Source organism: Brevundimonas vesicularis NBRC 12165 (assembly GCF_001592205.1).
Taxonomy (GTDB): domain Bacteria; phylum Pseudomonadota; class Alphaproteobacteria; order Caulobacterales; family Caulobacteraceae; genus Brevundimonas; species Brevundimonas vesicularis.
The window spans coordinates 117,678-137,003 of sequence record NZ_BCWM01000007.1 but is presented as its reverse complement, the minus strand read 5'-3'; the positions used below and the strand labels follow the sequence as shown (position 1 = coordinate 137,003).

The following is a 19,326-nucleotide window of genomic DNA, read 5'->3' as shown; positions in this document are numbered from 1 at the left end:
GTCAGCCGTTCGACGTGTGGCGGGCGTGGAAATCGCGCCTGAATTGTTCGAACCGGCCCTCGGATATCGCTGCGCGCATGGCCGCCGTCAGCGCCTGATAGAAGGCGATGTTGTGCCAGCTCAGCAGCACCTTGCCCAGGATTTCATCGGCGCGAATCAGGTGGTGCAGATAGGCCTTCGAATACGACGATGACGGGCCGTCGATTGTCGGGTCCAGCGGGTCCTGATCCTCGGCGAAGCGGGCGTTCTTCAGGTTCAGCGGGCCATCCCAGGTCCAGGCCTGACCGTGACGGCCGGCGCGGGTCGGCAGGACGCAGTCAAACATGTCGACGCCGCGATACACCGCCTCGACCAGGTCGACCGGCTTGCCCACGCCCATCAAATAGCGCGGACGGTCGGCCGGCAGCATTTCGGGCGCATAGTCCAGCACCTCGCACATGGCCTGGTGGCCTTCGCCGACCGCCAGACCGCCGATGGCGTAGCCGTCGAAACCGACGTCTTGCAGTTGCTCCGATGACTGACGGCGCAAGTCCTCGAAGGTCGACCCCTGCTGGATGCCGAACAGGGCCTGGTTTTCACGCTCGCCGAACCGGGTCTTGGACCGCGCGCCCCAGCGGATCGACAGCTCCATCGCCTTTCTGGCTGCATCCTTCTCGGCCGGATAGGCGACGCACTGGTCCAACTGCATCGAGATGTCGGCGCCGATCCGGTCGGCCTGGATTTCGATCGACCGCTCGGGCGTCAGAACGTGTTTGGAGCCGTCGATGTGGCTGGAGAAGGTCACGGCCTCCTCCTTTACCTTGGATATGCCGGCCAGGGACATGACCTGGAACCCGCCGCTGTCGGTCAGAATCGGCTTGTCCCAGCCCATGAACTTGTGAAGCCCGCCCAGACGCTCCATCCGCTCGGGCCCAGGGCGCAGCATCAGGTGATAGGTGTTGCCCAGCAGGATGTCGGCGCCGGTCGCCTTGACCTGATCCACCGTCATCGCCTTGACCGTGGCGGCGGTGCCGACCGGCATGAAGGCGGGGGTGCGGATGTCGCCGCGCGCGGTCTTCAGCACCCCGGTGCGGGCGCGGCCCTCGGTGGCGGAAATCTGGAAGGGGAAAGGCATTCAGGCGATCAGTCGTTCAAGCTGTTCGACGCGCGCCAGATCCTTGGGGCGGCCGAACAGGCGGTACAGGGCGATGTGGTCCCGGATATCCGGAACGAACAGGGGCGTGTCCTCGACGAAGACGCGGCGGCGCGAGCCGAAGGCGACCGGGGTCCAGTCGCCGCCGTCGCGTGTCTCCAGATCCGCCATGACCTCGACCAGGATCGGCTGATCCGGCGCGCGCCCGAAGACGGCGGAGCGGAACAGGCCTTCGCCCGGATCGGGTATCACCACGCCGCCCAGCGCGCCCAGCAGGTTGCGCGCATCGCGCGGCGCGCACAGCACGTCGATATCGGGCACATGGATGTCGGTCAGGCCATAGAGCGCCATCGCCGCCCCGCCGAAGATCCACCACGGCTCGCGCAGGTCGCGCGCGGCCTCGCCGACGGCGATCAGACCGTCTTGAAGATCATGCGGAAGGTCGTCGGGTGACACGGGGCGGGCTCGATTTCGTCAGGAGGCGGCATTTAGGCGTTCCGGTCGCGATTGACCACCCGATCACCATCCCAGCGACGCCTCGCCGCGTAGGATGGCTTCGGCCTGGGAGGTGTGCTTGCCGCCCTCGCGGTCGTGCAGGATCAGCGGCGGCAGCAGACGCAGCGGCGCGCGCCCGGTCTTTATGGCGTGCACCAGCACCCGCTTGGCCGGCTCGTCCGCGAAGGGATGGATGGGCCGCACGGCGAACGACCCCGCCTTTTCGCCCAGCAGAGCCAGCAGATCGGCCAGTCGGTCGGCGCGGTGAACGACCACGATGCGCCCGCCTTCCTTCACCGCCTTCAATAGGAAATCGGTCCACGCCTTCAGCCCGTCGTCGGCCATCCAGGCGCCCCGCTTGCCTTCGGCCGGGGCGCGCAACGCCTTGGCGTCATCGAAGAAGGGGGGATTGGATATGGCCCAGTCGGCTGGCTTCACGCCGAGGGGCCGAAACCCGGCCGCCACGTCGCCCTGACGAATCATAGCGGATCCAGCTGCGCCGTTCAGCGTCGCATTCTCGGTCGCCAGCGCCGCCATCACCGGATCGCGCTCCACGCCCGTCAGGGTCACGCCGGGCCGTCGCGCCGCGATCTGCATCAGGACCGCACCCGCTCCACAGCCCGCCTCGATCACGCTCTGGCCCGCCTCGGCCGGGACCGCCGCCGCCAGCAAAGCCGCATCCATCCCGGCGCGATAGCCGCGTGCGGGTTGACGCAAGCGCACCCGGCCGTTCAACAGGCCGTTCTCGACGATCGTTGTCGGCAGGGTTTCGACCGGCTCCAAGCCTCAATCTCCTTGACCCTCAAGGGGTCGAACATCATTGTGCGCCGCAACTCGCGGGGGCAAGCCGGCCCGGCCGCAAAAAGCCATTCCCGCGGCCCGCCGCGCCAGTGAAAGAGTATTCGTTTGGACGTCGCCATCGCCGCCGCTCACCGCCCGAAGGGGGACGTCAACGCCCTTGTCCGGCTGGCTGAGGTCGATATGGCGGCCGTGGACGCCCTGATCCTGGATCGGATGCAGTCGGACGTGCCGATCATCCCGAAACTGGCCGAACATCTGGTTTCGGCGGGTGGAAAGCGTCTGCGTCCCCTGATGACCGTCGCCGCTGCGCGCGCCGTGGGCGCGACGGACGACATCGTCGCGCCTCGCAAACTGGCGGCTGCGGTCGAGTTCATCCACACCGCCACTCTCCTGCACGACGACATCGTCGATGCGTCCGAACTGCGTCGGGGCAAGGTCGCGGCCCACCTGATCTGGGGCGCGCCCACCAGCGTCCTCGTCGGCGACTTTCTATTCGCCCGCGCCTTCGAACTGATGGTCGAGACGGATTCGATGCGCGCCCTGGGCATTCTGGCCGAGGCTTCGCGGGTGATCTCTGAGGGCGAAGTGCTGCAGCTGACGCGTGCCCACGATCTGAATCTGGATCAGGCCACCTATCTGCAGATCATCTCGGCCAAGACTGCCGAACTTTTCGCCGCCGCTGCCGAGGCGGGCGCGGTCGGCGCTGGGGCCGATTCGGCCGCGATCAAGGCTTTGCGCGACTACGGCATGGCGTTGGGCATCGCCTTCCAACTGGCCGACGACGCGCTGGACTACGGCGCGACAGCCGAGGCCTTGGGCAAGAACGCCGGCGACGATTTCAACGAGGGCAAGGCGACCCTGCCGCTGCTGCTGGCGGTCGCCCGCACGCGCGGTCGCGAGGAAGCCTTTTGGGAGCGCACCGTGACCAAGGGCGAGCGGACGCCCGAAGACTTCACCCGCGCCCGCGAACTGATCATCGGCTCGGGCGCCATCGGCGCGACCCTGGACCTAGCCGGCGACTATGCCGATCAGGCCAAGGCGGCCCTGTCGGTCCTGCCGTCCAGCGACTGGCGCGCCGCGCTGGAAGACTTGGCCGATTTCGCGGTGTCGCGCGCCGCTTGACCGAGACTGCGGATACGCTCGACCAACAGGTCCGCACCGCCGACCTCGACCGCTGGCTGTCCAGCCGCCTGGTGGCGGATGACCGCGCCCGCGCTGACCTGATCACGCTGTACGCTTTCGAAGCCGCGCTGATGAGCATTCCCACGCGCGTGACCCAGCCGCTCCTGGCCGAGATGCGCTACACCTGGTGGGCGGAACAGATGGACGGCGTCTTCGCCGGCGTGCCGCGCAAGGGCCATCCGGTGCTGGAGTCCCTGACTGAACTTGTCGCGCGTCACGGCCTGGACCGCGCGCGGTTCGACGCCTTGATCGACGCCCACATCGGCCGGGTGCGCGAACAGCCGCACGATCTGGACGCCTTCTACGTCGGCCCGATGCAGGTTGCGACGCGCGTGCTGGCAGGGCAGGGGCATGACGCCGCCGTTACCGATGCGGCCCGCGTCTGGGGGCTGACGCAGACCGGCCGGCGCCAGGAGGCGGCGTCCCTGAGAGCTGTCGCTAATAAGGCGCTGAAACGCCTTCCGCCCGAGGGATTTCCGGCCGTGGCTCACGCCGCCCTGACCGATCCGGACCCGCCGGAGCCGCTGAAGCGGCTGCGCCTGCTTTGGTCCGTGCTGCGCGGCCGGATCTGACCTAGCCGTTCAGGCCGGCGATCAAGCGGGTCAGCAGGGCGTTCAGCGTTTTCTGATCTTCTCGCGACAGGCCGCTCAAGGCCTCTTTGGCCGTATCTTGATGGCTGGGCATGATCGTCTCGATCAGGTCGAAACCCTTGTCCGTCAGACGGACCAGGGTCGCCCGTCGGTCGCTCGGATGCGGGCGCCGCTCGACCCAGCCCGCCTTTTCCAGCCGGTCGATCCGCGCGGTCATGCCGCCAGACGACATCATCGCCGCCTCGAATAGCGCCGTCGGCGTCAGGCCCTCGCGTTCGCCCGATCGGCGCAGCGTCGCCAGCACATCGAACTCGCCGTGCTGCAAACCATAGCGCGCAAACAGCGGCGTCTGGCGCTCGCGGATCACCAGTTGCGACGCCTCGTTCAGGCGTCCCAGCACCTCCATCGGCAGCATGTCCAGATCGGGACGTTGCACGGCCCATTGGGCCGCGGCGCGAGAAGCTCTATCGGGCATCGTTATCTTGACATCGAGATACTTGAGGTCGAGAGACTAGCGCGATTTTCAGTCGGAGTCCCCACCATGACCGCACGATCTGACGCCACGCCCGCGCGCGGCGCTTCGCTGCTATTGCTGGCGGCCATCGTCGCCCTGGCGCTGAATCTGCGGCCGGCGATGGCGGCGGTGGGGCCGCTGCTGGATCTGATCGAGGGCGCGACGGGCATGGGTTCGACCGCCGCCAGCCTGCTGACCACCTTGCCCGTGCTGATGATCGGTCTGGGCGCCCTGTCGATCCGCCCGTTGCGTCGGCGACTGGGCGAGCGGCGCGGCATCTTGCTGGGCGCGCTGCTGATCGGCGGGGCCTGCCTGGTGCGGGTGGTGCTGACCGGCGCGACCGGCCTGATCGCCAGCGCCGTGGTCGTCGGAGTGGGCGTCGCCTTGATCCAGGCCTTGGCGCCGGTCGTCATCAAACGGGCCTTTCCGGCGCAGTTCGGCACGGTCATGGCGCTCTACACCACCGGGATAATGGGCGGCGCCGCCGTCGCGGCGGCCACGGCGGCCGGTCTGGCCGAGACGATCGGCTGGGCCGGGACGCTGGCCTTATGGAGCGCGCCGGCCTTTATCGCCGCATTGGTCTGGCTGGCGGCGTCACGCGACCCCGCAGCCGAAGAGCCGAACCGCGCCGCGGTTGTCGAGGCGACGGACCCGGAGCTGCCCTTCTGGCGTCAGGGGCGGGCGTGCCGGCTGATCCTGATCATGGGCCTGGGGACCTCGGCCTATACATTGATGCTGGCCTGGCTGCCGCCCTTCTACATCGACTTGGGCGAGCCGAGGGCGACGGCCGGCTATCTGCTCAGCGGCATGACGGCTGCGGAGGTGACGGCCGGCCTACTGGTGTCGCTGACCATCGGGCGCTTCCCGGATCGGCGCGGACCGATCCTGACGGCCTTGATTCTGGCCTTGGCGGGTCTGGCCGGTCTCGTGGTCGCGCCCCTCGGCATGGCCGTGCCGATCGTGATCGTCCTGGGCCTCGGCATCGGCGCAATCTTCCCGCTCAGCCTGATACTGGCCATGGACCAGATCGACGATCCCGCGCGCTCCGGCGATCTGCTCGCCTTCGTCCAGGGCGGCGGTTACATCATCGCCAGCCTCTCGCCGCTGGGTGCCGGCCTGCTGAGCGATTACCTGGCCGACCTGACCCAGGCCTGGGTGCTGATGGGCGTCGGCGTGATCGTGCTGGGCGTGATGACGCTGGGGTTCCGGCCGGGCCTGCCCAAGCTGCGTTGAGCGACCCGGCATTCAGAAATCAGCCCGCGTCGCGCCAGGCCTTCAGGCTTTCCATCGCCCGGATGCTCATCAGGCGCTTTTTGGCCCTGCCGCGTTCCTTAAGCGGAATCTTGACGCCCGCCTCATCGAGCTTGGGCGCCTCGAGCGGCGGCAGCAGGCCGTAGTTGATGTTCATCGGCTGGAACTTCGATCCTGCCAGATGCCCGCCGGTGATGTGCTCGACCAAGGCGCCCATGGCGGTCTCGGCCGGCGGCGGGGCCAGATCGCGACCGAGCGCTTGCGCGGCGGCGAGACGGCCGGTCAGCAGGCCCATGGCCGCGCTCTCGACATAACCCTCGACGCCCGTCACCTGACCCGCGAAACGCAGGCGTGGCATGGCCTTCAGCCGCAGCTGCTTGTCCAGGAGTTGGGGACTGTTCAGATAGGTGTTGCGGTGAAGACCGCCCAGACGCGCGAACTGAGCGTTCTGCAGGCCGGGGATCATGCGGAAGACCTCGGCCTGCGCCCCGTGCTTCAGCTTGGTCTGGAAGCCGACCATGTTGAACAGGGTGCCCAACGCGTTGTCCTGGCGCAGCTGGACGATGGCGTAGGCCTTGACCAGCGGGTCGCGCGGATTGGTCAGGCCGACCGGCTTCATCGGGCCGTGCCGCAGGGTCTCGCGACCACGCTCGGCCATGACCTCGATGGGCAGGCAGCCGTCGAAATAGGGGACGTGCTCCCAGTCCTTGAACTCAGCCTTCGGGCCGCTCAGCAGGGCGTCGATGAAGGCCTCGTACTGGGCTTTGTCCATCGGGCAGTTGACGTAGGCGGCGGCGTCGCCGCCCGGACCCTCCTTGTCATAGCGCGACTGACGCCAGGCGATGTCGAAGTCGATCGAGTCGGCGTGAACGATGGGGGCGATGGCGTCGAAGAAGCTCAAGGACTCTTCGCCCGTCGCCTTCAGTATGGCGTCGGCCAGGGCGGGGGAGGTCAGGGGGCCGGTGGCGACGATGACATTGTCCCACGCCTGCGGCGGCAGGCCCGCGATCTCTTCGCGCACGATAGTGACCAAGGGGTGGGCGGTCAGTTTGGCGGTCACCGCCTGGGAGAAGGCGTCGCGGTCCACAGCCAGGGCCCCGCCGGCCGGCACCTGATTGATGTCGCCGCAGGCCATGATGATCGAATCCAGCGCCCGCATCTCGGCGTGCAGCAGGCCGACCGCATTGAACTGCCAGTCGTCCGAGCGGAAGGAGTTGGAGCAGACCAGCTCGGCCAGGCCATCGGTGTGGTGGGCGTCGGTCTTGACGCCGGGCACGCCGCGCATCTCGTGCAGGACGACGGGCACGCCGGCCTGGGCGATCTGCCAGGCGGCCTCGGAGCCGGCCAGGCCGCCGCCGATGACGTGGATGGGGGAAGGAGAGGGGAAAGCGCTCATCGCGGCCTTCTAGCGGGCGGGTGGCGCGGTGTCATGGCCCCCTGCTATATCCGCCGCCGGTCATCGGGGGCGTAGATTGAGCGAGCATCGGATTTTGCGACTGGGCGAGACGCTGTCGGCGGCGGTTCGCGCCTTGCCTCGCCTGTGGCGCGGGGCTTGCGGCGCGATCGTGCTGGCGGCCGTGGTCTGGAGCCTCAAGCCACTGGCGGCGGGCGCAGCGGGCCTGATCTGGGCGGCGTGCGCCCTGGCCTCGACCCTGGTGCTGGCGGGCGCTCTAGCGCGGATTGCGATCACGGACGATCTGGTCGAGGCGCGACGCCTGGGCCTGGGGCCGGTTGGGTTGCAGTTCGGACGACCGGAGGGGCGGCTGCTGGGCGCGGGCCTGCTGTGCGTAATCTTTCTCGCCATGATCCTGTCGGTCGTGGCCCTGGTCCTGTTGGCGGTGTTCGGCATGGCCGAGTTGAACGCACAGGCCATCGAGATGCGCCAGTGGAGCGCGGTGGGGCCGGCGTGGAAGCTGATCCTGCTGGCGGTCGTCACGGCCTTCGCCCTGTTCGCCGTCATCGCCTTCGCCGTGCGCCTGTGTCTGTTCGCGCCGGCGACGATCGGGCGCGGGCAGATGGTGTCGTTGCAGAGCATGAGCATCGCGCGCGGCGGCTTCTGGCCCCTGCTGGTCGGGCTTGTCGTTACGGCGGCGCCGAAGATCGCGCTGGTGTTGCTGTGGGGCGCGGGGCTGCTGTCGGGCACGGCGGGCTGGATCGTCTTCGCCGTCGTGCTGACAGGCTTGCAGGCTCCGCTGACGATGGCTTTTGTGGGCGCCGCCTATCGCCAGCTAGAGGCTGCGCCGCCCCGGTAGACCAGAGCGGCGCAGGTTCATCAGGCGGCCTGCAAGCCCGGTGCGCAGGTGTAGGCCGCCTCGGTCTTGGAGGCGACTTCGTCGAGGGTGACGCCGTCGGCCAGTTCGATCAGCTCGAGGCCCGCGCCGTCGGGCTTGACGTCGAAGGTGGCCAGGTCGGTGATGATGCGGCTGACGACGCCGGTGCCGGTCAGGGGCAGACTACATTCCTTCAGCACCTTGGACTGGCCGTGCTTGTTGGCGTGCTCCATGACGACGACCACGCGCTTGACGCCCGCGACCAGGTCCATGGCGCCGCCCATGCCCTTCACCAGCTTGCCGGGGATCATCCAGTTGGCGATGTCGCCGTTCTGGGCCACTTCCATCGCACCCAGGATCGACAAGTTGATATGGCCGCCGCGGATCATGGCAAAGCTGTCGGCGCTGGAGAAGTATGACGACTCCGGGATCTCGGTGATCGTCTGCTTGCCGGCGTTGATCAGGTCGGGATCCTCGTCGCCCTCATAGGGGAAGGGCCCCATGCCCAGCATGCCGTTCTCGGATTGCAGGGTCACGGTCATGCCGGTGGGGATGTAGTTGGCGACCAAGGTCGGGATGCCGATGCCCAGGTTCACATAGAAGCCGTCCTGCAGTTCCTGGGCGGCGCGTTCGGCGAGTTGTTCGCGGGTGCGGGGCATGATCAGACCTCCGATCCGGCGGCGGCGCCGGCGACACGTTGACGGACGGTGCGCTGTTCGATGCGCTTTTCGGACACGGTCTGGACCAGGCGGTCGACATAGACGCCGGGCGTGTGGATGTGGTCGGGATCCAGCGAGCCGACGGGGACGATCTCTTCGACCTCGACAACCGTGACCTTGCCGGCTGTGGCCATCATCGGGTTGAAGTTGCGGGCGGTCTTGCGGAACACCAGGTTGCCGCGCTCGTCGGCCTTCCAGGCCTTGACGATGGAGAGGTCGGCGACCAGGCCGGTCTCCATGACGTAGTCGCGGCCATTGAAGTTGCGCACCTCCTTGCCCTCGGCGACCAGGGTGCCGACGCCGGTGGCGGTGAAGAAGGCGGGGATGCCCGCGCCGCCGGCGCGGATGCGCTCGGCCAGGGTGCCTTGCGGGTTGAACTCAAGCTCAAGCTCGCCGGCGAGATACTGGCGCTCAAACTCCTTGTTCTCACCGACGTAAGAACTGATCATCTTGGCGATCTGGCGGGTGCCCAGCAGTTGGCCCAGGCCGAAGCCATCGACGCCGGCGTTGTTGGAGATGACCGTCAGGCCCTTGACCCCGCTGTCGCGCAGGGCGGCGATCAGGTTCTCGGGGATGCCGCACAGGCCGAAGCCGCCGGACATGACCGTCATGCCGTCGAAGGTCAGGCCCTCCAGCGCGGACGTGACGTCAGCGTAGATCTTTCCCATCGCTCTCCCTTTTTTCACTGCCTGATGAATATCGGCTTTTGACCACGCCTAACGCGGGGGCGGGCGGGGGGCAAGACGCGGCGTCGATCCGACGCGGCGATTTCAGACGGTGAAGGCGAAAAAAAGAGTCTAATTCGTCTAATTCGTCTGAAACGACGCCGAGCCCGATTCGAAAAAGAGAGTGCAATTGGTGCACTTTCTTCGGAATCGGCCGGCGCGGCAGGCGGATGTCGGCATCCTTGGGGTTGCGTTCAAGAGGGCGAAGGCATCCATCGGGGCCGAGGCGTCGTATTGCAGTCAAGCCTGCAGCAAGATCCGACGATCGAGGACGCCGATGAACCTGACCAATGTCGCCATTCGCCAGCTTCAGGACGCGCCGTTCCCGGACTTCGTGACGCGTCCGGCGATCGACAGCCTGGTGACGGAGGCCAGAAAGCGTCTGGATCGCGACGGCCCGCATGACGAGGCGGCCTTTGCGCGCGAAATGGCCCAGCGCGCCATCGCCGAACATACGGATGCGGCGAACCAGCAGCATTACGAACTGCCGCCCGAGTTTTTCCAGCTGTGCCTGGGCAAGCGGCTGAAATACTCCTGCTGCCTCTATCCCACGGGCCGCGAGACGCTGGATCAGGCGGAAGAAGCGGCGCTGGTCGAGACCTGCGCCCATGCCGATCTGAAGGACGGTCAGACGATTCTGGAGATGGGCTGCGGCTGGGGCTCGCTGTCGCTGTGGATGGCCGAGACCTATCCGAAGTCGAAGATTACGGCGGTGTCGAACAGTCACGGCCAACGCGGCCATATCGAAGCGCAGGCGGCGGCGCGGGGGCTGACCAATCTGACGGTCATCACCCGGGACATGAACGCCTTCGACACCGAGCAGCGCTTCGACCGCATCGTCTCGGTGGAGATGTTCGAGCATATGGCCAACTGGCGCGCCCTGCTGACCAAGGCGAGACGCTGGCTGAAGCCGGACGGACGGATGTTCATCCACGTCTTCACGCACCGCGACGCGCCCTATCGGTTCGACCATACCGACAGCGGCGACTTCATCGCGCAACACTTCTTCACCGGCGGCGTCATGCCCAGCCACGGACTGATCCGGCAGTTTCCCGACCTGTTTGCGGTCGAGCAGGAATGGACCTGGAACGGCGGTCACTATGCGAAGACCGCCAACGACTGGCTGGCGAACATGGACCGGAACGCCGCGCGTATCGCGGTGTTGATGCGTGAGACCTATGGCGACGACGCCAAACTTTGGACCCGTCGCTGGCGACGCTTCTATCTGGCGACGGCCGGTCTGTTCGGAAACGACGAGGGCCGCACCTGGGCGGTCAGCCACTATCGACTGAAGCCGGCTTAAGGGAGACGAGGATGATCAAGTATGTCGCGGCCTATCTCGGGGCCGGCCTGACCTTTGCAGCCATCGATTTCGTCTGGCTGACCACCATGACGAACCGGCTGTACAAGCCCGTCATCGGGCCGATCATGGCCGACAAGCCGGATATGAAGGCGGCGGTGGCCTTCTATCTGATCTCCATCGCCGGAACCGTGTTTCTGGCGATCGCGCCGGCTCTGAAGGAGGGGAACTGGACGCGGGCGGCGATCAATGGGGCGGCCCTGGGCTTCGTCGCCTACGCCACCTACGACCTGACCAATCAGGCGACGCTGGCGGTGTGGCAGACCAAGCTGACGATCATCGACCTGATCTGGGGCACGACCCTGACGATGCTGTCGGCGACCGGCGGTTATTTCGCCGCGCGGTGGGCCGAGGGCCGTTTCGGCTAAGCAGCCCGGCTGAGCCCGCGCTTGCGATTGCGACCGCGCGTGTCTAAAGCTCGCGCCAGGGTTGATCGCGGGGGCGACAGTTGGGGGATGGCAGGCACCGATTGATGTCGGCGCGCGGCGCGGCCGATGCGGGCTGGGTCTATGGCGCGCATGTCGCCCGCTATGTCTCGCCGCTGTTGCTCTATCCGGTTCTGACGCGACGACTGGGGCTAGAAGGGTTCGGGGTGTTCGCTTCGGCCATCGCTCTGGCCTTGGTGGTGTCGGTGGTGGTCGATTACGGGCAATCGGCGTCGGGGCCGCGCGACATCGCCGGAGCCGTCAAAGGGCCCGGCGTCCTGGTCGGTCAAGCCCTGGCGATGCGCGGCGTGCTGATCCTGCCCGCCGCTGTGGTCGGCGTCGGCCTGGCGGCCTTCAATCCGGTTCTGGCAGGGGCGAGCGGCGTCGTGGCGATGGCGGTCGTGCTGGGGATCGGGCAGGGGGCCAGCCTGCTGTGGTTCTTTCAGGGCATTCGCGATCCCGGTTTGGCAGCGATGCTGGAGGTTGGCTCCGCTTTAGCCGCGACGGGGGTCGTTCTGGCGATGCCCGGTCTGAGCGTCGGCGGCGTGATGGCCGTTCAGGCGGGCGGCGTCTGGGTCGGATGGGTCGCGACCGGCATCCTGTTGTTGCGACGGCAGACGGTTCAGGCGCCGGAGAGGGGCTTTGTGCGACGCGTCCTGATCCAGGGCGGGCCGCTGTTCGCCAGTCGAGCGGTCATCGTCGCCTACACGGGGGCGGGCGTTCTGGTTGTCGCGGCGCTGGCCGGGCCGGCGCAAGCGGCCCTTTACGGGGCGGCGGACCGGCTGGTCTCGGCGTCCGGATCGCTGATGCGGCCGCTGGCAGGCCTGATTGCGCCCCGGATCGCCGGACTGCTGGGACAGGATCAGGCGGCGGCGTTTCGCACGGCGCGGTGGACGCTGGCGGCATCGACGGGGGCGTTCGTGCTGCTGGCGGCGGGACTGACGCTGGCGGCGACGCTGCTGATCCGTCTGTTGTTCGGGCCGGGGTTTGCGGGCGCCGTCGAGGTGCTGCGACTTTTGGCCTGGGTGCTGCCGCTGGTGGCCGTCAGCCAAGTGCTGGGGCTGCATCTGATGAACCCGCTGCGGATGGATGGACGGTTCGCGCTGATCGTGGCGCTGGGCTGTGTCGCGACGCTGGGGCCGGCGGTGGTGCTGGCGCCCGGCCTTGGCGCGGTCGGCATGGCGGGCGCGCGGATCATCGGCGAGGCGGCGGTGGTCGCGGCCTGTCTGATCAGCCTGAGGGCGCATTGGGGCGCGCTGTTCCAGACCGGCGGGAGGCGCGATGTCCCGGCGATATGACTGGCTGATCGTCGGCGCCGGTTTCACCGGGGCGGTGGTCGCCGAACGGCTGGCGCGCGGGCTGGACCAGAGCGTGCTGGTGATCGATCAGCGCGACAATGTCGGCGGCAATGCGCACGACCGGCGCGATGCGGGCGGGCGGCTGATCCATCCCTATGGCCCGCATGTGTTCCATACCAACAGCGCGCGCATCTTCGACTATCTGAGCCAGTTCACGGCCTGGCGGCCCTATGCCCATCGGGTCCAGGGGCAGGTGGACGGGCGACGGGTTCCGCTGCCGTTCAATCTGGATTCGATCGAGACGCTGTTTCCCGCCGCGATGGCCGAGCGGATGACGCAGGCCCTGGTCAAGCGGTTTGATTTCGGGGCGCGGCCCAGCATTCATGACCTGCGAAAGGCGGGCGACGATCCGGATCTGAGGCGACTGGGCGACTATGTCTTCGACAAGGTGTTCGCTGGATACACCGCCAAACACTGGGGTTTGCCGGTCGAGGCGCTGGACGCCTCGGTCACGGCGCGCGTGCCGATCGCGGTCAGCCGGGACGACCGCTATTTCGTCGACCACCATCAGGCCATGCCGCGCGACGGCTATGGGGCGCTGTTTGAGCGGATGCTGGACCATCCGAACATCACAGTGTCGCTGAACACGCCGATGGATCAGGTGGGGGCGGGGTCGTGGGACCGGATGGTCTATTGCGGCGCGCTGGACGACTATTTCGGCCGGTCGGTCGGGGCCTTGCCCTATCGCAGCGTGCGGTTCGACCATCGGGTCGTGGACGTCGATAACGGCCTGCCGGTCGGGACGGTCAACTATCCCAACGACTTCGACTTCACGCGCACCACCGATTTCCGCCACCTGACCGGCGAGCGCGGGTCGACGACGGCGACGGTGACCGAATATCCGATGGCTTATGAGGCGGGCGTGAACGAACCCTATTATCCAATCCTGACGGAGGCGTCGCGAACGTTGGCGGGGCAATACCGCGAGATGGCGGCGACCTTGGCGGGCAAGGTCTGGTTCGCCGGGCGGCTGGCCGATTTTCAGTACTACAACATGGACCAGGCGGTCGGGCGGGCGCTGAGCCTGGTCGAGAAATCGCTGGCGCCAGCCATCGCCCGGATGGCGGCATGAGCACGTCGGTTTGGGCGGTGGTGGTGACGTGGAACCGGCGCGCGCTGCTGGAGCAATGCTTGGCGCACCTGATCGCCCAGACGCGGCTTTGCGACGGGGTGGTGGTGGTCGACAACGCCAGCGACGACGGCACCGCCGAGATGCTGGCTGACGCCTGGGCGGGGCAGGCGATGGTGGTGCGGATGCCGATCAACACCGGCGGGGCGGGCGGCTTCAACGCCGGCATCCGCGCGGCGATCGAGGCGGGGGCCGACCGGGTCTGGCTGATGGATGACGACGTGCTGGCGGCGCCGGATGCGCTGGAGGCCTTGCTGGCGGCGGAAGCTTTGCTGGGCGAGGACGGTATTGCACCGGCTTTTCTGTGTTCCAGCGTCAGGTCGCCTGAGGGGCATCTGACCAATACGCCCGAGATCGACCGGCGGTGGAATGTCTTGGGCTACCCCGATTGGGGCGAGCGGTTGGAGCAGGGAATGATTCCGGTGCGGCAGGCGACGTTTGTGTCGGTCCTGGTCAGCCGGGCGGCGGTGATGCGGCACGGCCTGCCGCTGGCGCCCATGTTCATCTGGGGCGACGATACGGAATATACGCTGCGGCTGTCGCGCGAGGGACCGGGCTATCTGGTCGCGGCCAGCCGGGTCGAGCATGTGCGCGCGGCGCCGGGACGGCTGAGCATCGAGACCGAGCCGGATGCGAGACGCGAACGGCTGCATCGCTATCTGACGCGCAACGTCATCCTGGCCAAGCGGCGGCACGAGGGACGGCGCTCTGCGCTGCGCTATGCCGCGTCGCGGCTCAGGCTGGCGGGTCGGCTGGCGCTGGGCGGACGCTGGCGCAAGGCCGGGGTGCTGGTCGCCGGCGTGGTGGACGGGGCGCGGTTCGATCCCGAGGTCGAGCATTGCAGGCCGTCCTGAGCGCATCGCGGCGCGGAACGCTGCGCTGGTCGCAGGTGCGCGCGGCCTATGAGCGGGTGGCTTTGGGTCTGCTGGGCCTGGGCGTGACATTGCCGCTCTTTCTGACGCCGGGGCAGGTCAGCGGGCCGCGGCTGGGGGACCTGGCGCTGGCGGTTGCTGTGCCGTTGGCGGCTGTGACGTGGCGAGGCATAGCGCCGGTTCTGAGGGCGGCTTGCGTGGTCGCGGCGGGCTTTCTGGCGATGACGCTGCTGGTGCAGGTCGCGCAGTGGGGTGATCGGCTGAACGTCGGGGACGCGGCCTTCTGGTTTCGGTGGATCGCCTCGGCGTTGGCGGCGCCGGCTGTGGCCAGCCTGATCCTGAGGGATGAAGGACGGCGGCGGCTGTTCCTCTGGGCCTTGCTGGCGGGCGCGGCGTGTCACCTGGCGACCTATGCGTTGGCGATGCTGGTCGGGCTGGAGCCATTGCTGGCCGTGGGGCTGGCGTCGCCGCGCGCGATGGTGACCACGACGGCCGCGCAGGTGCGAGTGACGACCCTGGCCGAGCATCCGAATGCGGCGATGGCGATGATCGGACTGGCGGTCCCGGCTGGCATGATGCTGGCGGAACGGCGCTGGGTGCGGCGCGGCACGACGTGGGGCGGCGTCGCCGTGGCGGCGCTGGGGTTCGTCAGCACCCTGTCGCGGGGCGGCATGATGGCGGCGATGTTGGGCGGGCTGGCGCGGATGGTCGTCGGTTGGCGTTGGCGTGAACGGGTGCGGCCGCTGGGGGTGGCGCTGACGGTCTTTGTGCTGGCGGCGGTTGCGGTGGCTTTGCAGGCGGGGCGGTTTGACCTCGACGGCGGCCGGTTTGCGGGACGGTTCGACAGAGCGGCGCTGCAGGACAATCTGGCCGGACGGATGCTGACCTGGCGGCGGACCGTCGATCTGGTCGTGGAGCACCCCATGGGGACGGGGTGGTCGTCGGCAGACGAGATGGGGGCGTTCCGGGCGCTGTCGGTCAGCCACAACGGCTATCTGTTCACGGCGCGGACGGCGGGCGTGGTGAGCGCGCTGGTGCTGCTGGGGCTGCATCTGGCGTCGGCGGCGCGGCTGGACGCGCTGACGCCGCTGTCGGTCTATGTGCTGGCGGCGATGTTTGGAGAGGACCTGACGCAGGGGGCGGGGATGGTCTTCCTGTGTTGTCTGGTCGGCGCCTTGGCTTGGCGAAGGCCGCTGGCGCCGTGAGGGTGCTGATCGTCAACACCCTGTATCCGCCGGCGCGGGTCGGCGGGGCGGAACGCAGCGTGGCGCAGTTGGCCCAGGGGCTGAGACGGGCGGGCGTGGAGGCGTCCGTGCTGACGCTGACGCCGGGGCGCGGGGCGGTGAACGAACGGATCGACGGCGTGCCCGTGCAGCGTCTGCCGTTGCGAAACCTGTACTGGCCCTATGAGGGCGCGCGGCGATCGGCGATTCGGCGGGCGGTCTGGCATGGGCTGGAGGCGGCCAATCCGCTGATGGATCAGGCGGTGGATCGGGCGGTCGCGCGGGTGCGGCCGGATCTGATCCATCTGCATTTGACGACGGGGTTTTCGCTGTCGGTCTATCGCGCGGCGGCGCGGCGGGATCTGCCGCTGGTGCAGACGCTGAGGGACTGGTCGATGCTGTGCGCGCGGGCGTCGCTGTTTCGACGCGGACGGCGTTGCGAGCGGCGGTGTAGGTCGTGCGTGTTGGTGACGGCGGGCAAGCGGGCGCGGTCGCAAGGGGTGGACCATGTCATCGGGCTGAGCGGGCCTGTGCTGGAGACGCATCGGGCGGCGGGCTATTTTCGGCGGACGCCAGGGTCGGTGATCGGCAATGCAGCGGGCGCGGCGGCGATCGCGCCAAGACCATCGTTGGCCGAGGCGCCGACGATGCGATTCGGGTTTCTGGGGCGGGTCGAGCCGGAAAAGGGGATCGAGGTTCTGCTGGCGGCGACGAGAGGGTTGGCTGGCGACTGGAGGCTGATGATCGGCGGTCGGGGCGAGGCGGATTACGTGCAGGCGTTGAGGCGGGCTTACGATGACCCGCGCATCGTCTGGCTGGGGCAGGTGGAGGCGGAGGCGTTCTGGCCCAAGGTGGATGTGCTGGTTGCGCCGGCGGTGTGGGCCGAGCCGTTCGGACGCAGCGTCGTGGAGGCGGTTCAGCAGGGACGGGGCGTGATCGCATCGCGCATCGGCGGCTTGCCGGAGGCGGCGCAGGGGGCGGGCATGTCAGCTTTGATCGAACCGGGGGATGCAGGCGCGCTGACGGCGGCGATGCAGGCGGCTGTGGACCAGCCTGGACGCTGGCGTTTCGCGGCGGTTGGAGCGCCGGCTTGGACCGAGGCGTCGATCGTCGAGGCGCACAGGGCCGTCTATCGTCAGGTGCTGAGCAGAAGGGCTTCGATGACTTCGGCCGAGCGTGACCAAGCATAATGATCGGCGCGGCGAAGGCCGGCGTCGCGGCGAGCGACATCCGGTCGGCTGAGCATCTCAGCCATATGGGCGGCCAGGGCTGCGTCGTCGGCAGGGTCAAAATAGAGGGCGGCGTCGGCGCAGACCTCGCGCGTGGCGGGGATGTCGGAGGCGATGACCCGACAGCCGAGGGTCATCGCCTCAAGCGGCGGGATGCCGAAGCCTTCGTAGAGACTGGGAAAGACCAGGGCGCGCGCGCCGCCGAGCAGGGCGGTGATCTCGGCATCCGAGCGACGGCCGGCGAAGATCAGGCGCGGGTCGGCCGGGAAGGCGAAACGGTCGAAGACAGCGGGTCGGTCGCCGATGAGGACCAGCCGAACGGCAGGCTCGGCAAGGCGGGAAAGGGCGCGGATGGCGACGGCGAGGTTCTTGTTCGGCGTGAGATTACCCAGGGCCACGAAGTAGGGGCGGGTCGTCAGATCGAGGCGTGCAACGACGGCGGGGTCTTGCGTGACGATGCGAAGATGGTCGGCGCTGTTCGGGGCGACAGCGATGCTGTCGGGCGACAGGTTCAGGACCGAGGCCAACTCGCGCCGGGAGAACTCGGAGACGGTCGCCAACCGCGCCCGGCGCGCCAGGATTCTGTTCAGGGCGCGGTGGAAGGCGGCGTAGCCTGTTCGGAAATGCTCGGGATGACGAAAGACGGCGGCGTCGTGGATGACGACGATCTGCTGCCGGTGCAGCACCGGACCCGAACCCCCTAACGAAAGCAGCCGGCCATGGCGCGCGGTCCAGGCCAGGGCGGTCTGTTCCCAAAGATGGCCGCCCGCGCGCCCTATCTTGCGGGTCGGGATGTTGCGCAGGTTCAGGCTATCGGCGCCGGGGTGCGTCAACATGACGTAGCGGTCGGCGGCACCGGGGCGCTGGTCCAGGGCGCGGACGATCTGACGCGCATAGCGCTGAACCCCGCTCATCGGCTGGGTCAGGAAGCGGCCGTTGATGAAGACGGACTCAGCCACCTAGGCGTCTGCGGGCGAAGGCGTCGCGGTAAATCCGGACCGTCTGTTCGGCCATGCATGAGGCGGACAGCAGGCCCGGCGCAATCGGCAGGGGAACGACGCGGCTGGCCAGCGCGGCGCGCATCGCCTCGGCCAGATGATCGGGCGAGGCGTCGACAGGCAGGCGGTCGATGTGCGCGCCGGCCTGGATCAGACGCCCGATACCGCCGACGTCGGTGCAGACGATCGGCAGGCCCAAGGCGGCCGCCTCGATCATGGCGTAGGAATCGGCCTCATAACGGCTGGTCATGGCGAAAAGATCGAAGCCCGCCATCAGCGGCGCAGCGTCGCGTGCGCCCAGCAGACGTAGGGCGTCGCCGGCGGCGGTCCTGACCGACGGGGCCAGGTCGCCATCGCCGATCATGACGCCGGTGATGCGCGGATCGATGGCGTTCGCCCGGCGGACGGCGTTGGCGAACCGGACGGGGTCTTTCTGGGTGCAGAACCGGCCGACGAAGCCGATGACCAGAGCGTCGTTGGGAACGCCGAGGACCTGGCGGGCGGCGAGACGATCGTTGGCGGGCGGGGAGGCCAGGCCGTTGGGAACGACGTGCAAGCTGTTCCCGCCGAGCCCCCAGCGACGGGCGACGGCGGCCTCTTTCTCAGAGACGGCGATGATGGCGTCGCTGGAGCGGGCCAATAATGCCTCGGCCGCGCCGGCGATGATCGTCGTCAGGTTGGCCGGGCTCATCATCGGCAGGGCGTGAGGGGTGTAGATCTTGGCGGCGCCGGGCGCGTGGGCCAGGCGGACCAAGGCGCCGGCCTTGGCGCTGTGGCCGTGGACGATCTCGAACGGGCCGAGGCGGGCGATCAGTCGATTCAGGGCATGAAGGGCGGCGACGTCCCACGGTCCGACGCTGCGTCGCATCGGCAGGCGTTCATTGGCGTGAAAGGGAAGGGCGGCGACCGCGGCCTCGAACCAAGGCTCGGCGCGGTGCGGCGACCAGATCAAGGACAACTGATGGCCGCTTCCGATCAGGGCGCGGGCCAGATCGACCACATGACGCCCCGAGCCGCCGCCGGACGGCTCGATGACCAGAAGAATGCGCAATG

At 68.2% G+C, this 19,326-nt stretch carries 20 protein-coding genes; 11 read left to right on the top strand and 9 right to left on the bottom strand.

All coding sequences use genetic code 11. The features are described 5' to 3' along the window. Position 1 precedes the first annotated feature (1 nt). The 3 genes from tgt to BVE01S_RS07370 all read right to left on the bottom strand — a co-directional run bounded on the left by tgt (position 2) and on the right by BVE01S_RS07370 (position 2,410). Positions 2-1,114 (bottom strand): tRNA guanosine(34) transglycosylase Tgt, encoded by a 1,113-nt coding sequence (gene tgt / locus BVE01S_RS07380; protein ID WP_066626107.1) that lies wholly within the window; start codon positions 1,112-1,114, stop codon positions 2-4. Further along, the gene (locus tag BVE01S_RS07375; RefSeq protein WP_055808117.1) at positions 1,115-1,588 is read right to left on the bottom strand and encodes a hypothetical protein; all 474 of its coding nucleotides are present in this window, start codon (positions 1,586-1,588) and stop codon (positions 1,115-1,117) included. A 63-nt stretch (positions 1,589-1,651) separates the two neighbouring features. Beyond that, positions 1,652-2,410, bottom strand: a complete 759-nt coding sequence (locus BVE01S_RS07370; protein ID WP_084375336.1) for a tRNA1(Val) (adenine(37)-N6)-methyltransferase — start codon at positions 2,408-2,410, stop codon at positions 1,652-1,654. A 198-nt stretch (positions 2,411-2,608) separates the two neighbouring features. Between BVE01S_RS07370 and BVE01S_RS07365 the strand changes: the two genes are divergently transcribed. Continuing rightward, the gene (locus BVE01S_RS07365) at positions 2,609-3,550 is read left to right on the top strand and encodes a polyprenyl synthetase family protein (protein ID WP_066626200.1); all 942 of its coding nucleotides are present in this window, start codon (positions 2,609-2,611) and stop codon (positions 3,548-3,550) included. Next, complete coding sequence (locus BVE01S_RS07360) at positions 3,547-4,182, top strand: squalene/phytoene synthase family protein (RefSeq protein ID WP_066626105.1); 636 nt, start codon at positions 3,547-3,549, stop codon at positions 4,180-4,182. The genes BVE01S_RS07365 and BVE01S_RS07360 overlap by 4 nt, the downstream gene beginning before the upstream one ends. Position 4,183: 1 nt before the next feature. Here BVE01S_RS07360 and BVE01S_RS07355 read toward each other — a convergent pair whose 3' ends face one another. Next, a complete protein-coding gene (locus BVE01S_RS07355) occupies positions 4,184-4,675 on the bottom strand; it encodes a MarR family winged helix-turn-helix transcriptional regulator (RefSeq protein WP_055808121.1) in 492 nt (163 codons plus the stop codon). A gap of 66 nt (positions 4,676-4,741) precedes the next feature. On the opposite strand from BVE01S_RS07355, the gene BVE01S_RS07350 reads away from it, so the two are divergent. After that, positions 4,742-5,947, top strand: a complete 1,206-nt coding sequence (locus BVE01S_RS07350; RefSeq protein WP_174523849.1) for an MFS transporter — start codon at positions 4,742-4,744, stop codon at positions 5,945-5,947. Positions 5,948-5,966: 19 nt separating this feature from the next. Here BVE01S_RS07350 and trmFO read toward each other — a convergent pair whose 3' ends face one another. Further along, positions 5,967-7,361 carry a methylenetetrahydrofolate--tRNA-(uracil(54)-C(5))-methyltransferase (FADH(2)-oxidizing) TrmFO gene (gene trmFO / locus BVE01S_RS07345; RefSeq protein ID WP_066626102.1) on the bottom strand — a complete coding sequence of 465 codons (1,395 nt, stop codon included), beginning with the start codon at positions 7,359-7,361 and terminating at the stop codon, positions 5,967-5,969. A gap of 76 nt (positions 7,362-7,437) precedes the next feature. Between trmFO and BVE01S_RS07340 the strand changes: the two genes are divergently transcribed. Continuing rightward, positions 7,438-8,217, top strand: coding sequence for a hypothetical protein (locus BVE01S_RS07340; RefSeq protein ID WP_066626099.1), 780 nt, complete (start codon positions 7,438-7,440; stop codon positions 8,215-8,217). 20 nt (positions 8,218-8,237) lie between these two features. Here BVE01S_RS07340 and BVE01S_RS07335 read toward each other — a convergent pair whose 3' ends face one another. Both BVE01S_RS07335 and BVE01S_RS07330 read right to left on the bottom strand, forming a co-directional pair. Continuing rightward, on the bottom strand, positions 8,238-8,894 hold the full coding sequence (locus tag BVE01S_RS07335) for a 3-oxoacid CoA-transferase subunit B (protein WP_066626097.1): 657 nt from the start codon (positions 8,892-8,894) through the stop codon (positions 8,238-8,240). A 2-nt stretch (positions 8,895-8,896) separates the two neighbouring features. Next, positions 8,897-9,622, bottom strand: coding sequence for a CoA transferase subunit A (locus BVE01S_RS07330; protein WP_066626095.1), 726 nt, complete (start codon positions 9,620-9,622; stop codon positions 8,897-8,899). A 334-nt stretch (positions 9,623-9,956) separates the two neighbouring features. Between BVE01S_RS07330 and BVE01S_RS07325 the strand changes: the two genes are divergently transcribed. From BVE01S_RS07325 to BVE01S_RS07295, 7 genes are all read left to right on the top strand, one after another. After that, positions 9,957-10,982, top strand: a complete 1,026-nt coding sequence (locus tag BVE01S_RS07325) for an SAM-dependent methyltransferase (protein WP_066626093.1) — start codon at positions 9,957-9,959, stop codon at positions 10,980-10,982. Positions 10,983-10,993: 11 nt separating this feature from the next. After that, positions 10,994-11,407, top strand: coding sequence for a DUF2177 family protein (locus tag BVE01S_RS07320; RefSeq protein WP_066626091.1), 414 nt, complete (start codon positions 10,994-10,996; stop codon positions 11,405-11,407). 104 nt (positions 11,408-11,511) lie between these two features. Next, positions 11,512-12,762: an oligosaccharide flippase family protein gene (locus BVE01S_RS07315; RefSeq protein WP_066626088.1), complete on the top strand. Its 1,251-nt coding sequence runs from the start codon at positions 11,512-11,514 to the stop codon at positions 12,760-12,762. Then, positions 12,746-13,894 (top strand): UDP-galactopyranose mutase, encoded by a 1,149-nt coding sequence (gene glf / locus BVE01S_RS07310; protein WP_066626083.1) that lies wholly within the window; start codon positions 12,746-12,748, stop codon positions 13,892-13,894. The genes BVE01S_RS07315 and glf overlap by 17 nt, the downstream gene beginning before the upstream one ends. Further along, positions 13,891-14,805: a glycosyltransferase gene (locus tag BVE01S_RS07305; RefSeq protein WP_066626080.1), complete on the top strand. Its 915-nt coding sequence runs from the start codon at positions 13,891-13,893 to the stop codon at positions 14,803-14,805. Before glf ends, BVE01S_RS07305 begins: the two co-directional genes overlap by 4 nt. Then, a complete protein-coding gene (locus tag BVE01S_RS07300; RefSeq protein ID WP_066626077.1) occupies positions 14,790-16,028 on the top strand; it encodes an O-antigen ligase family protein in 1,239 nt (412 codons plus the stop codon). The genes BVE01S_RS07305 and BVE01S_RS07300 overlap by 16 nt, the downstream gene beginning before the upstream one ends. After that, positions 16,004-17,236, top strand: a complete 1,233-nt coding sequence (locus BVE01S_RS07295; protein ID WP_066626075.1) for a glycosyltransferase — start codon at positions 16,004-16,006, stop codon at positions 17,234-17,236. The genes BVE01S_RS07300 and BVE01S_RS07295 overlap by 25 nt, the downstream gene beginning before the upstream one ends. On the opposite strand, the gene BVE01S_RS07290 is transcribed toward BVE01S_RS07295, so the two are convergent. Further along, positions 17,182-18,234 (bottom strand): glycosyltransferase family 4 protein, encoded by a 1,053-nt coding sequence (locus tag BVE01S_RS07290; RefSeq protein ID WP_066626072.1) that lies wholly within the window; start codon positions 18,232-18,234, stop codon positions 17,182-17,184. The genes BVE01S_RS07295 and BVE01S_RS07290 overlap by 55 nt on opposite strands. Beyond that, positions 18,227-19,324, bottom strand: coding sequence for a glycosyltransferase family 4 protein (locus BVE01S_RS07285; protein ID WP_066626071.1), 1,098 nt, complete (start codon positions 19,322-19,324; stop codon positions 18,227-18,229). Before BVE01S_RS07285 ends, BVE01S_RS07290 begins: the two co-directional genes overlap by 8 nt. Positions 19,325-19,326: the final 2 nt, after the last annotated feature.